A 12,986-nucleotide genomic window follows, 5' to 3' on the forward strand; every position below is an offset into this window, starting at 1 on the left:
AACTAATACGCATTATCGAAACGACGGGTGATACGCACTGTGACTGCTTCAGGGCGGCGGCTGACGCAGCAGGACATCGCGCGCATGGCTGGAGTGAGCCAGACGACGGTGTCCCTGGTGCTCAACGGAAGGGCCGAGGGCGAGGTACGGATCTCGCCCGAAACCCGCGATCGGGTCCTTCAGGTGATCAGGGAGACCGGGTACGTGGCCGACCCCGCCGCGCGCCGGCTCGTCGAACGGCGCAACCGCATCTACGGCGTGTTCACCTACGAGGCCGTCTTCCCCGCGGAGAGCGCCGACTTCTATCACCCGTTCCTGGTCGGGATCGAGGAGTGCGTCGAGGAGGCGGGCTGCGACCTGCTGCTGTTCACCAGCGCCAAGGTGCAGCAGGGGGAGCGGCGGCGGATCTTCAGCGCGGAGAGCCGGATCCGGCTGGCCGACGGATGCGTCCTGCTCGGCCGGACGATCGACCGGGAGGATCTGTCCAGGCTGCTGTCCGAGGGCATTCCGTTCGTCTCGGTCGGCCGCCGCGACGACGCGGGCGGTCCGGTGCCGTACGTCGGGGCGGACTACCCGCCGGCGGTGCGCGCGCTGGTCGAGCGGGCGGCGGCGCTCGGGCACCGGCGGATGGCCTACGTCGGAGCGGGGGAGGGCCCGGAGTCCTACGCCGACCGGTTTCGCGGTTTCACCGAAGGGGTGGCCGCGGCCGGTGTCGAGGGGCTGCACCTGACCACCGCGGACGGGCTGTTCGACTGTGGCGCGACCGTGGTGTTCGCCGAGGAGCTGGCCGACGGCGTGGCCATCGCCGAGGCCGCCGAGGCCCGCGGGCTGGACGTGCCGCGCGACCTGTCCATGGTCGCGATGGGCGCGCCCACCAGGCCGGTGTCGACCGACATCGACTTCTCCGGGCTCCGCATCCCCCGGCGGGAGATGGGCCGCAGGGCCGTCGAGCTGCTCACCCAGGTGCTGGAACGCGGCGGCATCCCGCAGGAACTGCTGGTGTGCGAGCTGGTCGAGGGATCGACGCTGGCACCCGTACATGAGGAGAGGTAATCCCCCACGTGGTTGAGATATCGGCAGACGCGCTCGTCGTCGGCGGTGGGCTGGGCGGCGTGGCCGCCGCGCTGGCCCTGCTGCGGGCCGGGCGATCGGTGGTGCTCACCGAGGAGTACGACTGGCTGGGCGGCCAGCTCACCAGCCAGGCGGTGCCGCCGGACGAGCATACCTGGGTGGAGCGGTTCGGCGTCACGGCGAGCTACCGCGCGCTGCGTGACGGCATCCGGCGCTACTACCGCGACCATTACCCGCTGACCGAGCGGGCGCGGGCGTGGCCGGAGCTGAACCCGGGCGCCGGGCACGTCAGCAAGTTGTGCCACGAGCCCAGGGTCGCGGTCGCGGTCATCGAGGCCATGCTGGCCCCGTACCGGGGGTCGGGCAGGCTGCGCGTGCTCCAGCCGTACCGGCCGGTCGGGGCCGAGGTGGACGGCGACCGCGTCACGGCGGTGCGGCTCGCGCACCGCGACGGGGGCGATGAGATCACCGCGGTGGCGCCGTACGTGCTGGACGCCACCGAGACCGGCGAGCTGCTGCCGCTGACCGGCACCGAGTACGTGACCGGCTTCGAGTCGCAGGCCGACACCGGCGAGCCGAGCGCCCCGGCGGCGGCGCAGCCGATGAACATGCAGGCCGTGTCCGTGTGCTTCGCGATCGACCACGTGGACGGTGACCACACCGTCGACAAGCCCGCCTCGTACGACTTCTGGCGCGCCTACCAGCCGCCCTTCTGGGGCGACCGGCTGCTGTCGTGGCGCTGCCCGAGCCCGCGGACGCTGGAGATCGTGGAGCGTTCCTTCACCCCGAACCCGGGTGACGACCCCCGCCTGGTGGCGGCCGACCAGCGGGTCAACCCGGGGGACGGCAACCTGTGGACGTTCCGCAGGATCGCCGCCCGCGACAACTTCCTGCCGGGCGCGTACGACAGCGACATCGCGCTGGTCAACTGGCCGATGATCGACTACCTGGAGGGGCCGGTCATCGACGTGCCGGACGCCGACCGGCACCTGGCGGCGGCCCGCGAGCTGTCGATGTCGGTGCTGTACTGGCTGCAGACCGAGGCCCCCCGCCACGACGGCGGCACCGGCTACCCGGGCCTGCGGCTGCGCGGCGACGTCACCGGCGGCGCCGACGGGCTCGCCCAGGCCCCCTACATCCGCGAGTCCCGGCGCGTCCGGGCCCTGACCACCGTCACCGAACAGGACCTGTCCGTGGCGGTACGCGGCGACAAGGGCGCCGTCTCCTATCACGACTCGGTGGGCGTGGGCATGTACCGCATCGACCTGCACCCGTCGACCGGCGGCGACAACTACATCGACGTCGCCTGCTCCCCGTTCGAGATCCCTCTCGGGGCGCTGATCCCGCAGCGGATGAGCAACCTGCTGCCCGCCTGCAAGAACATCGGCACCACCCACATCACCAACGGCGCCTACCGCCTGCACCCGGTGGAGTGGAACGTCGGGGAGGCGGCCGGCGCGCTCGCCGCCTTCTGCCTGGACCGCGCCACCACGCCGCACGCCGTGCGCGCGGACGGCCGGCTCCTGGCCGACTACCAGGACCGGCTCGTCCGCGACGGCGTGGAGCTGCGCTGGCCCGACGTCACCGGCTACTGACGCCAGAAGGAGATCCCCCATGAAAGCACCCCTGGCTGCCCTCGCTCTGGCCGCCCTCCTTACGGTCACCGCCTGTGGCGGCGGTGAAGCGCCGGCCGCGCAGGGCCCGCAGCCGCTGCGCATGTCGATCTGGACCTCCAACGAGGCCCACCTGAAGCTGTTCAAGGAGATCGCCGCCGAATACCGCAAGTCCCACCCGCAGGCCGGCGAGATCACCTTCGACCCGATCCCGTTCGAGAACTACACCACCACGCTGACCACGCAGATCGCCGGCGGCAACGCCCCCGACCTGGCCTGGATCCTCGAGAACTCCGCCCCCGACTTCGTCGGCTCCGGCGCCCTCGTCCCGCTCAAGAGCAAGGTCGAGAACGCGGCCGAGCTGGTCCCCGCCGCCACCCGGCTGTGGGAGCGCGACGGCGAGCTGTACGCCTACCCGTTCTCCACCTCGCCTTTCGGCGTCTTCGTCAACACCGACCTGGTCAAGGCCGCGGGCCAGAAGGCGCCGCGCGAGCTGATCAAGGCCGGCCAGTGGGACTGGGAGCACGCCAACGAGATCAACAAGGCCGTGGCGGCGAAGGGCAAGAACGGCCTGACCATCCTCAACTTCGACTACAAGGCCTGGGACAACCTCGCCACCGTCTGGCAGGGCTGGGGCGCCAAGGCGTGGAGCGACGACGGCGGCACGTGCCAGTTCAACGCGCCCGAGATGGTCGAAGCCATGACGTTCATGCACAAGGCGATCTTCACCGACAAGTCCATGCCGGGGCCGGGCACCTCCGTGGACTTCTTCTCCGGTGACACGGCGATGGCCGTCGCCCAGATCTCCCGCGCCGCCATGCTGAAGGACGCGACGTTCAAGTGGGATCTGGTGCCGCTGCCCGCCGGGCCGAAGGGCGAGTACGCGGTCATCGGCCAGGCCGGGATCGGCGTGCTGAAGAAGTCGCCGAGGGCCGCGCAGGCCGCCGACTTCCTGGCCTACTTCACCAACTCCGCGAACTCCGCCAAGCTCGCCGCGTACTTCCCGCCCGCGCGTACCTCCCTGCTGACGGCCGACACCATGGCCAAGACCAGCCCCCTGCTGAACGGCGATCAGCTCCAGAAGGTGGTGATCGACGGCATCGAGAAGGGCGTGGTCAAGCCCAGCCACAAGGGGCAGGCCGAGCTCGCCCAGACCGCCAGGGCCGCACTCGACCCGCTGTGGAAGCCGGACGCCGACGTCAAGGCGGTGCTGGACGGCGTGTGCGCGAAGATCCAGCCGCTGCTGGGCGGATGACGTGGCGGTGACGGATCTCGGCAACCGGGTGGCTGACCGCGCCGCCGCCCGGCCCCGCCACTTCTGGACCATCCCCCGGCGCGACGCCCTCGTCGGTTACCTGCTGATCTCGCCGCAGCTCGCCGGAAGCGCGCTGTTCGTCCTGCTGCCGCTCGGCCTGGTCGTCTACTACAGCCTCCAGGAGTGGAACGTGCTGGCGGGCACGTTCGAGTTCGTCGGGGGCGAGAACTACGCCAAGCTGCTCGCCGACCCGAACATGGGGCAGGTGCTGACCAGCACCGCGCTCTTCTCGGTCGGCCTGGTCGTGCTCAACCTCGCCCTCGCCCTCACCCTGGCCATCCTGCTCGACCAGCGGCTGCGCGGCACCACGTTCTTCCGCACGCTGTTCTTCTCGCCGGTGCTGGTGTCGCTGGTCGCCTGGACCATCGTCTGGCAGTTCCTGCTCCAGCAGGACGGCGGCATCAACGGCCTGCTCGGCGCGGCGGGCGTGGACGGCCCCAACTGGCTGCGCGGCGAGACCACCGCCCTGCTGTCGGTCGTCGTCGTCCAGGTCGTCAAGAACGTGGGGCTCAACATGGTCCTGTTCCTGGCCGCGCTCCAGGGCGTGCCGCGCCAGCTGTACGAGGCGGCGCAGCTCGACGGCGCCGGCGCCTGGACCCGGTTCCTGCGGATCACGGTGCCCCTGATCAGCCCGACGATCCTGCTCACCTCGATCATCACCGTGGTGGGGTCGCTGCAGGTGTTCGCGCAGATCGCCGTGCTCACCCAGGGCGGGCCCGGTATGTCCACGACTGTCCTCGTCTACTACCTGTACCAGCAGGCCTTCCAGTTCCGGCACCTCGGCTACGGCGCCACCCTGTCGGTCCTGCTGTTCCTGATCGTCGCGGCGCTGACGTTGCTGCAGTGGCGGCTGCGCCGGAGGTGGGTCTTCCATGAGTCGTAGGGTCAAGCTCGCGTTGTACGCGCTGCTGTGCGTGTTGTGCGTGCCGTTCGTCTTCCCGACCTGGTGGATGGTCACCTCGTCGGTGAAGCCGATCAGCGACATCTTCGCCTTCCCGCCCGCGCTGGTGCCCTCCAGGTTCGACTTCTCCACCTACAGCCGGGTCTTCGAGCTGCAGCCGTTCGGGCACCAGTACCTCAACAGCCTCTACATCGCCGCGGTGGTGACCGCCGGGACGATGGCGGTGGCCGCGATGGCCGGCTACGCCTTCGCCCGCATCCGCTTCCCCGGCCAGAACGTGCTCTTCCTGGTCGTGCTCGTCGGCCTGCTGATCCCCAGCGAGGTGACGATCGTCCCGCTGTTCCAGATGTTCCACGCGGCGGGGATGACCGACACGCACTGGCCGCTGATCCTGGTGCCGATCCTGGGCGCGCCCAGCGTGCTGGCGACGTTCATCATGCGGCAGTTCTTCATCACGCTGCCGGACGAGCTGGAGGAGGCCGCCAGGGTCGACGGGCTCGGCCGCTTCGGCACCTTCTGCCGGGTGGTGCTGCCGCTGGCCAGGCCGGCGCTCGGCGCCGTCGCCATCTTCACCTTCCTGCACTCGTGGAACCTCTATCTCGAACCCATCGTGTTCCTGTCGACCCCGTCGAAGTTCACCCTGCCGCAGGCGCTCACCCAGTTCGTCGACGCCTACGGCTCGCCCCTGTGGAACGTGCAGCTGTCCGCCGCCACGATGACCGCCCTGCCCATCCTGGTCGTCTTCGTGCTGGCCCAGCGGCAGTTCATCGAGGGGCTCGCGCACACCGGTCTGAAAGGCTGACCATGCTCTCCCGCCGCACCCTCCTCCGCGCCGCCGCGCTGCTCCCGGCCGTCCCCGTGCTCGCGCCCGGCACCGCCTTCGCCGCCATCCCCTCCCTGCCGCCGGCTCTGGACCGCACGTCGTTCGCCCCCCACGAGCAGCGCTTCGCGCCGTACCTGGCCACCCTCGCACCCATGGTCAACGACATGGACGGCAGCGGCTTCTTCGCCGGCGGCTGGTGGCGTACGCCGGCGGCGTCGTACAACGCCCGCGTGCAGGAGCACGTCTTCACGCTGGCCTGGTTCCACGCCAACGCCCGCCCGTGGAACCCGTACGCCGGGGACGCGAGCCTGCTGGCCGCGCTCGACGCGGCGCTCGGCCACTACCTGTCACTCCAGCACCCCGACGGCTCCTTCCCCGAGTACAGCCGCGACCAGCACGGCCTGGCCCCCACCGGGTTCGGCCTCGGCTACCTGGCCAAGACCCTGCGCCTCCTGCGCGCGTCCGGGGCGCTGCCCGCGCGGCAGGCGCAGCTCACCGCCGCGTTGCGCAAGGCCATGACGTGGTTCCTGGACGCCGGCAACCGGGTCGTCTGGCAAGATCGCCTCACCTGGGCGAACCAGACCACCTCAGGCCTGGCAGGGGCCACGCACGCGCTCCAGCTCGACCCCGACCCCGCGCTCGCCACCCGCCTGACCGAGGCGTTCGCCCGGCTCCCCGCGGTCGGCCAGAGCCCCGCCGGCTTCTTCTACGAGGAGGGCGGCCACGACATGAACTACAACTTCGAGGTCATGCTCCCCGAGCTGGCCGACGCCTACCTCCACAGCCAGGACGCGCACCTGGTGGACATGGCCCGCGCGTTCACCGGCTTCCTGTCCTACAACCTGCTGCGCGAGCCCGACGGCGCCGGATACCTGGTCAACGTCGCCCCCTCCACCCGCACCAGCGCCCGCTGGTACGACGAGGTCCGGCCCGATCCCGACAGGACCGCGCTCAACTGGACGTTCACCCGCCAGGTGCCGCTGCTGTCGGCCTTCATGACCGCCCGCGAGGACCTGGCCGACGCCCGTTCGGCCTGGGCGGCCTCCACCGAGCCGGTGACCCCGCTCGCCAAGCAGGACACCTCGCCCCGCATCCTCACCCACGGCCTGTACGGCGAGCGGTTCCCCAGCAGGCGGCAGCGGGCCGAAGCCATCGCGGACCTGCCCTACCTGCGCTCGAACGACTTCGCCGAGCTGCGCAGGGACGGTAGCCAGGACTTCCTGTACGTCCGCAAGCCCGGCCTGTACCTGGGCGGCTACTTCGGCACGCGCGCCTCCCGCAGCCGTACCGGCCTGACCTTCCTGTGGCACCCCGACGCCGGCACGATCATCTGCGGGCTCAACGACAACAACTACGCCTGCTGGTCCACCGTCTTCCCCGGCCAGGCGCCCGACTCCAACGGCTCCCTGCCCGCCACCTACTTCCACGGCGCCCCCGGCGGCCACGAGTGGAGCGGCGGCCGGGCCCCCGCCGCCCTCGGCATCCGCTACGGCAACGCGAACGTCACCACGGACGTCCTGGTCACCCGCCGGGCGATCCGGCGCACGGTCACGGCGAACGCCGCCGCCACCGAGCAGATCCCCCTCGTCCTGCATCCCACGGACGTCCTCACCTTCACCGACGGCACCCGGGCGGCGTTCGGCGGCACGACCACCGCCACCGCCGACGGGTTCGACCTCCGCAGGGGCCGCACCACGATCCGCCTGCGCTGGAACACCCCTTTGCAGGCGACCCTGGAGGCCGGCAGCGTGCGCTACTTCCGCGACGGCGCCCGCCGCTTCCACGCCCTCCGCATCCCGCACCAGGGCACGTTCGACCTCACGGTCATCATGGGGTGACGCGTCCGACGGGCTGGGTGACCTCAGCCGTCGCCGATCCGCACGCGGTGGCTGTCGCCGTCGGACAGGAACGCCGCCAGGGCCCGCCCCTGCTCGCCGACGGCGTCGCGGTCGGCTCCGGACAGGCGGCCCAGCGGCGTGACGGCCACCGTGCCGTCCTCGACGGTCCAGGTCGCGCGGACCCGGCCGTCGACCAGGACCACGCGGGCGCCGGCGACCGACAGGCCGCGGTGGGCCTCGTCGATGATCCGGCCGCGGTCGTGGTAGCCGAGGATCGCGTTGTCGAAGGCGGGCAGGAACCGCACCGGCGCGGGCGTGCCGGGGTCGGGACGCGGCGCGTCGGGCAGGTCCAGCAGCTCCCGGCCGCGCTCGTCGCGGAAGGAGACGAGCTCGGGGCGTACCGCGGCCACCGCGCCGGGCAGCCCGGCCAGGCCGCACCAGGCGCGCAGGTCGGCCGAGGCCGCCGGGCCGTAGGCGGCCAGGTAGCGCCGCACCAGCGCCTCGCCGACCGGGTCCGAGCCGTTCGGGGCGGGCGGGTCGATCTCCCGGCCGAGCCAGGAGGACAGCAGCGCGTTGCTCACGCCCGCCTTCGTCCGCCACAGCCCGCGCGGCGGCAGCTGCACCATCGGGATGAGGGCGGCGACCAGCATCTCGCCCAGCACGCGCGGTCCCGGCGCCGGCCAGCGCTCGGCGACCGCCCGCCCGATCTCGCCCATCGAGCGGGGCTCCCCGTCGGCCATCACCGCCCGGCCCGCCGCCAGGAGCTCGTCGAGGTCCACCCCGTCGAGCTCGCGGCGGTAGGTGCCGAGCATGCGCTGGCGCAGCATGGCGTCGTGGCGGGCGCGCCAGGCCAGGGCGTCCTCCGCGGTGAGGAGGTGAACGGTGCGGCGCATGAGAATGGTCCGCACCAGGTGACGCCCGGTCAGCAGGTCCGAGAGCGCCGCCGGTTCGAACGCGCGCAGCCGCGACCAGAGCCCCACGAACGGCTCCTGCGGCTCCTGCGCCTGCAGGCCGCACAGGTGCGCGACGGCGTCCCGCACCGGTAAGTCGGCGCGGTCGAGCAGTAGCTGCCGCGCCAGCGTCGCGCGGTTGAGTGTCCGGATGTCGAGCACAGTCATGCGATCATCCTGCCGCAGCGCGTTCTGTGATGATCAGTACTGGGCGGCGACGTCGATGACCCAGGTCACGCCGAACCGGTCCGTCAGCATCCCGTACAGCGGGGCCCACTGCGCGGGCCCCAGAGGCTGCAGCACGGTCGCCCCGTCGGAGAGCTTCTCCCAGTACGCGGTGATCTCCTCGGCCGTCTCGCCGCGCACCGAGACGAAGAACGCGTTCTCTCCCCGGCTGTACGGCAGGCGCGAGGGCACGTCGTAGGCCATGACCTCGAATCCGCCGGCGGCGCTCACCTGGCCCCACATGACCTGATCGGCCTCGGACGGCTCCTGGACGTTTCCGGCGTCCTTGTAGGTGATCACGGCCAGGTCCCCGCCGAACACGGACTGGTAGAACGCGAGCGCCGCCCGGGCGTCTCCGCGGAAGTTCAGATGGGTCACGGTGTTCACGGACATGATGTGCTCCTTGGTCGGTCGTCTTCCCGGTCGCCGACCACACTTTCAGGGGTAGCGGTCAGGTTGTGGCCTCTTCTCCGGGCGATACTGGACGGGTGCAGAAAACCTCGGCTCGGCTGCTGTCGTTGCTCTCGCTGCTCCAGGCGCCCCGGGACTGGCCGGGAGCGCTGCTGGCCGAGCGCCTCGGCATCAGCCCGCGCACCGTGCGCCGCGATGTCGACCGGCTGCGTGAGCTTGGCTATCCGATCGCGGCCACCAAGGGTCCCGAGGGCGGCTACCGGCTCGACGCCGGTACGCGGCTGCCGCCGCTGCTGTTCGACGACGAGCAGGCCGTCGCCCTGGCCATCGCGCTCCAGGCCGCCACCACGACCGGCGCCGGCATCGAGGAGGCCGCGGCCCGCGCGCTGACCACCGTCCGGCAGGTCATGCCCGCACGGCTGCGCCACCGCATCGACGCCCTCCAGATCACCGCCGTCGAGCGGTACGCGCCAGATCCCCAGGTCGACAGCGGGGTGCTGGTGTCCGTCGGCGCCGCCGTACGCGCCCGGGAGGTGCTGCGTTTCGGCTACGCCACACCAGGAGGTGACGACGGCGGCCCGCCGCGCCGCGTGGAGCCCCACCACCTCGTCACCTGGGGCGGGCGCTGGTATCTCGTGGCATGGGATCTCGACCGGGAGGACTGGCGGACCTTCCGGGCCGACCGGATCGCGCCGCGCGTCCCCACGGGGCCCCGTTTCGCGCCGCGCGAGCTGCCCGGGGGAGGGGTGGCCGCCTTCGTGGCCGATCGGTTCCGGGGCTCCGGCGGCTCCGGCGACTGGCCCTGCCGCGGCGAGGTCATCCTCGGCCTGCCGGCCGCCGCCGTGTCCCCCTACGTTCACGACGGGGTGGTCGAGGAGCTCGGCGCGGACCGGTGCCGGCTCATCCTGGGGTCCTGGTCCTGGGTCGGGCTGGCCGCGAGCGTCGGCAGGTTCGACGCCGACATCGAGGTCGTCGGCCCTGCCGCGCTCAAGGACGCCTTCGCGCACCTGGCCCGCCGCTACGCCGGCGCCTCTTCGTCCCAGGTGGCGTCGGCGGATGACACGATTCGCCATCCGGATGCGTGATCGGGCCATGGCCGGGACCGGGCCGCGATGGCGATGATGGGGCGATGACGAACCCCGGCCTGAAGGCCCCGTACGAGCGCGACGGCTACCTCGTCCTCGACCGCGCCCTCGACCCCGGCGAGGTGGGCGAGCTGCTCGAAGAGGCCGTCCGCATCTGCCGGGGCGAGCTCGGCGACATCAGCGGCGCGCTCCCCGCCGGGGACGCCGACAGCGACGACGACGTGCTGCGCAGGTTCCTGTGCGTCCACTACCCGCACAAGCTGTCCGGCCTGATGCTCGACACGATGCGCCATCCGGCGATCGTCTCGGCGCTGACCTCGCTGATCGGCCCGAACGTCAAGGCGATGCAGTCGATGTTGTTCATCAAGTCCGAGGGTGAGCCGGGGCAGGCCTGGCACCAGGACGAGCTGTTCATCCCGACCCGCGACCGTTCGCTCGCGGCGGCCTGGATCGCGCTCGACGACGCCACCGTGGAGAACGGGTGCCTCTGGGTGCTGCCCGGATCGCACCGGCGCGGCGTGCTCTACCCGAACCGCGAGCACGACGACCCCCGCTACGACTGCACGGTGGAGTCCTACGGCTTCCCGTTCGACGACTCCGACGCGGTGCCCGTCGAGGTCGCGGCGGGGGCCGTGGTGGTGTTCAACGGCTACCTGTTGCACAAGTCGCTGCCCAACACCGGACGGCGGGGTTACCGGCGGGCGCTGGTCAACCACTACATGAGCGCCGAATCCCTGCTGCCCTGGGCCGTCCCGGCGGAGGGGACGGGCATGGCGCAGGCGGACTTCCGGGACGTCGTCCTCGTCGCCGGCACCGACCCGTACGCCTACAAAGGGCTCCAGGACGTGCGCCGGCCGCGGATCCGCCCGAATCGCGATGGCGGCTGTGACAGATGACGATCTCCGTCGATCTGGTGGCCCGGCTCGAGCCGAGCGTCGCGGACTATCCGCCCGGCTCGACGTTCGGCCCGCGGGAGGCCAGGTCGTACCAGTTCGTCTGGCTGCTCCGCGGCAGCGCCACCTGGCTGTGGGACGACGTCGCGCTGTCGCTGACCCCGGGAAAGCTGCTGCTCATCCGGCCGGGTATGCGTGACGCGTTCCGCTGGGATCCCCGCACCCCGACCCGGCACGCGTACGTGCATTTCACGCTCACGGGCCAGGTGCCGGCCGACTGGCCGCTGGTACGGGACCTGACCGGGCGGCACGACCCGATGGGCGCCCTGTGCCAGTATCTGCTCTGGCTGGGCCGAGTGCCCGCCGCGGTGGCGGGTCCAGGCCTGCGAGACGCTGCGCCTGCTGGTGCTGACGTTCCTGGCCGATCCGGCGCCGGCGCAGCGCCCGCCGTCGGTCCTGCCGTCACCGGTGACCGCGATGCTGCGCGCGGTGCGCGAGCACTGGTCCGACGGGGTGGCCAGGCCGGTCCCGATGCGGGAGCTCGCCTCGGCCGCCCGCGTCTCGCCGAGCACGTTGTGCCGGACGTTCCGCCGCACGTTCGGGGTCGGTCCGGTCGCCGCCCTCGAACTCCTCCGCCTGACCAGGGCCGAACCGCTGCTGTGGCAGAGCAACCTGTCCATGCGGGCGATCGCCGCGCAGTGTGGCTTCGCGGACGCCTACCACTTCTCCCGCCGCTTCCGCGCGATCTACGGGATGGCGCCGACCACGTTCCGCCGCACCGCACCGGAGGCCGCCCCGCCGTCACCGGCGGAGTCCTACGGCCTCACGGTGCTGCAACCGCTCGTCCAAGCCCCCTGACCCAACCCGCACCCTCACCGGCGCCCGTACGCCTGCGTCAACGCCACCAGGACGGCGAGGCCCGCGACCACGGCGACGCAGTGCTCGGCCACGGCCACCCCGGGAAGTTCGACCGGCCGGTACGTTCCGGCCACCAGCCACGCCAGCCGCCACGCTCCCCATGAGAACAACGACCCGGAGGCGACGAACCCCACGGCCATGGGCAGCCACACCGGCGTCCGCCCGCTGCTCCACGGGCCGAGCGCCCACAGGCTCCAACCGGCGCCCGCCGCGCACAGCGCGCTGTTGGCCATGAGGAGCCTGCCCTGGGTGTCGCACACCGTGAGCAGCCCGTAGGTGCTTCCCGCGGCCCAGGCGATCCAGGCCGCGGTGAGCACCACGAGCGGCGGCAACACCCAAAGGAAGCGGCCGTCCGCTCGTTCCCGGCCCACCCGTCCGGTGAAGGCGCGGGGCCATCGTTCACGCAGGAAGAGCGGCAGGCCCACGACCAATGCCACCGCCATGCCCGCGAACCCGACGCCGATGAGCGCGCTCTCCCAGGCCGGGGTGGTGGCCGCCGGCTCGGGCGCGCTCGGCGCCACCAGGCCGGCGACGATCATGTACGGGATCATGGACACCAGGAAGCCGCCGGCGACCCACCCGAGCGGCAGCACCAGCCAGCCCGGCAGCCGCGTCCCCCACGACTGGGCCAGCGCCAGGCCCAGTGCGACGCCGGCCAGCGCCATCACCACCGTGATCGCGTTGAGCAGCACCCACTGGGCCGTGCCCTGCCACACCTCGGCGGCGATCCAGACCAGCTTGACCAGCAGGTAGAGGGACATCGCCGCCGCCGCGCCGAACCCGGCGACGCGGCGCACCAGCACGAGCGTACGGACCTCGATGTGTAGACGCATGGCAGGAGCCTCGCGGCCGGCGGGGGTGCCCGGGCACCCCCGCAAGAGGCAGGCCCCTCCCCAGTGAGGGGGAAGCGGGCTTCACGGTCGGCCCCGGCGGCTAGGGTGAT

Annotated in this window: 13 protein-coding genes; 9 read left to right on the plus strand and 4 right to left on the minus strand. The window is 72.0% G+C overall.

Features of this window, described 5'->3' with window-relative positions; all coding sequences use genetic code 11:
- Positions 1-39 precede the first annotated feature (39 nt).
- Genes ACIHFD_RS17625 through ACIHFD_RS17650 form a run of 6 tightly spaced genes read left to right on the plus strand, consistent with a single transcriptional unit; the run spans position 40 to position 7,561 of the window.
- Positions 40-1,053 (plus strand): LacI family DNA-binding transcriptional regulator, encoded by a 1,014-nt coding sequence (locus ACIHFD_RS17625; RefSeq protein ID WP_397367782.1) that lies wholly within the window; start codon positions 40-42, stop codon positions 1,051-1,053.
- Positions 1,054-1,061: 8 nt separating this feature from the next.
- Entirely contained in the window at positions 1,062-2,666 is a 1,605-nt protein-coding gene (locus ACIHFD_RS17630) for an FAD-dependent oxidoreductase (RefSeq protein ID WP_363967923.1), read from the plus strand.
- A 19-nt stretch (positions 2,667-2,685) separates the two neighbouring features.
- A complete protein-coding gene (locus ACIHFD_RS17635; protein ID WP_397367783.1) occupies positions 2,686-3,939 on the plus strand; it encodes an ABC transporter substrate-binding protein in 1,254 nt (417 codons plus the stop codon).
- Between the two features lies 1 nt (position 3,940).
- Positions 3,941-4,882, plus strand: a complete 942-nt coding sequence (locus tag ACIHFD_RS17640) for a sugar ABC transporter permease (protein WP_355196890.1) — start codon at positions 3,941-3,943, stop codon at positions 4,880-4,882.
- A complete protein-coding gene (locus ACIHFD_RS17645; RefSeq protein WP_397367784.1) occupies positions 4,872-5,702 on the plus strand; it encodes a carbohydrate ABC transporter permease in 831 nt (276 codons plus the stop codon). The genes ACIHFD_RS17640 and ACIHFD_RS17645 overlap by 11 nt, the downstream gene beginning before the upstream one ends.
- A gap of 2 nt (positions 5,703-5,704) precedes the next feature.
- Positions 5,705-7,561, plus strand: a complete 1,857-nt coding sequence (locus ACIHFD_RS17650) for a hypothetical protein (RefSeq protein WP_397367785.1) — start codon at positions 5,705-5,707, stop codon at positions 7,559-7,561.
- A gap of 23 nt (positions 7,562-7,584) precedes the next feature.
- Here the strand turns inward: ACIHFD_RS17650 and ACIHFD_RS17655 are convergent, their stop codons facing one another.
- Positions 7,585-8,679, minus strand: a complete 1,095-nt coding sequence (locus ACIHFD_RS17655; protein WP_397367786.1) for a winged helix DNA-binding domain-containing protein — start codon at positions 8,677-8,679, stop codon at positions 7,585-7,587.
- A gap of 33 nt (positions 8,680-8,712) precedes the next feature.
- Positions 8,713-9,129, minus strand: a complete 417-nt coding sequence (locus tag ACIHFD_RS17660) for a VOC family protein (RefSeq protein ID WP_397367787.1) — start codon at positions 9,127-9,129, stop codon at positions 8,713-8,715.
- Between the two features lie 95 nt (positions 9,130-9,224).
- Between ACIHFD_RS17660 and ACIHFD_RS17665 the strand changes: the two genes are divergently transcribed.
- A complete protein-coding gene (locus tag ACIHFD_RS17665; RefSeq protein WP_397367788.1) occupies positions 9,225-10,232 on the plus strand; it encodes a helix-turn-helix transcriptional regulator in 1,008 nt (335 codons plus the stop codon).
- A 44-nt stretch (positions 10,233-10,276) separates the two neighbouring features.
- Positions 10,277-11,128, plus strand: a complete 852-nt coding sequence (locus ACIHFD_RS17670; RefSeq protein ID WP_397367789.1) for a phytanoyl-CoA dioxygenase family protein — start codon at positions 10,277-10,279, stop codon at positions 11,126-11,128.
- Between the two features lie 46 nt (positions 11,129-11,174).
- Here the strand turns inward: ACIHFD_RS17670 and ACIHFD_RS17675 are convergent, their stop codons facing one another.
- Positions 11,175-11,306 (minus strand): hypothetical protein, encoded by a 132-nt coding sequence (locus tag ACIHFD_RS17675; protein WP_397367790.1) that lies wholly within the window; start codon positions 11,304-11,306, stop codon positions 11,175-11,177.
- Between the two features lie 224 nt (positions 11,307-11,530).
- Between ACIHFD_RS17675 and ACIHFD_RS17680 the strand changes: the two genes are divergently transcribed.
- Positions 11,531-11,983, plus strand: coding sequence for a helix-turn-helix domain-containing protein (locus ACIHFD_RS17680; RefSeq protein WP_397367791.1), 453 nt, complete (start codon positions 11,531-11,533; stop codon positions 11,981-11,983).
- 14 nt (positions 11,984-11,997) lie between these two features.
- On the opposite strand, the gene ACIHFD_RS17685 is transcribed toward ACIHFD_RS17680, so the two are convergent.
- Positions 11,998-12,876, minus strand: coding sequence for a hypothetical protein (locus ACIHFD_RS17685; protein WP_397367793.1), 879 nt, complete (start codon positions 12,874-12,876; stop codon positions 11,998-12,000).
- Between the last annotated feature and the right edge of the window lie 110 nt (positions 12,877-12,986).

The sequence above is a fragment of the Nonomuraea sp. NPDC051941 genome, from assembly GCF_044593615.1.

Coding starts and splice junctions, on each gene's coding strand:
- ACIHFD_RS17685 (WP_397367793.1), bottom strand. CDS start 12,876: ATGCGTCTACACATCGAGGTCCGTACGCTCGTGCTGGTGCGCCGCGTC.
- ACIHFD_RS17675 (WP_397367790.1), bottom strand. CDS start 11,306: ATGAGCAGCAGCTTTCCCGGGGTCAGCGACAGCGCGACGTCGTCCCAC.
- ACIHFD_RS17655 (WP_397367786.1), bottom strand. CDS start 8,679: ATGACTGTGCTCGACATCCGGACACTCAACCGCGCGACGCTGGCGCGG.
- ACIHFD_RS17660 (WP_397367787.1), bottom strand. CDS start 9,129: ATGTCCGTGAACACCGTGACCCATCTGAACTTCCGCGGAGACGCCCGG.
- ACIHFD_RS17635 (WP_397367783.1), top strand. CDS start 2,686: ATGAAAGCACCCCTGGCTGCCCTCGCTCTGGCCGCCCTCCTTACGGTC.
- ACIHFD_RS17670 (WP_397367789.1), top strand. CDS start 10,277: ATGACGAACCCCGGCCTGAAGGCCCCGTACGAGCGCGACGGCTACCTC.
- ACIHFD_RS17650 (WP_397367785.1), top strand. CDS start 5,705: ATGCTCTCCCGCCGCACCCTCCTCCGCGCCGCCGCGCTGCTCCCGGCC.
- ACIHFD_RS17645 (WP_397367784.1), top strand. CDS start 4,872: ATGAGTCGTAGGGTCAAGCTCGCGTTGTACGCGCTGCTGTGCGTGTTG.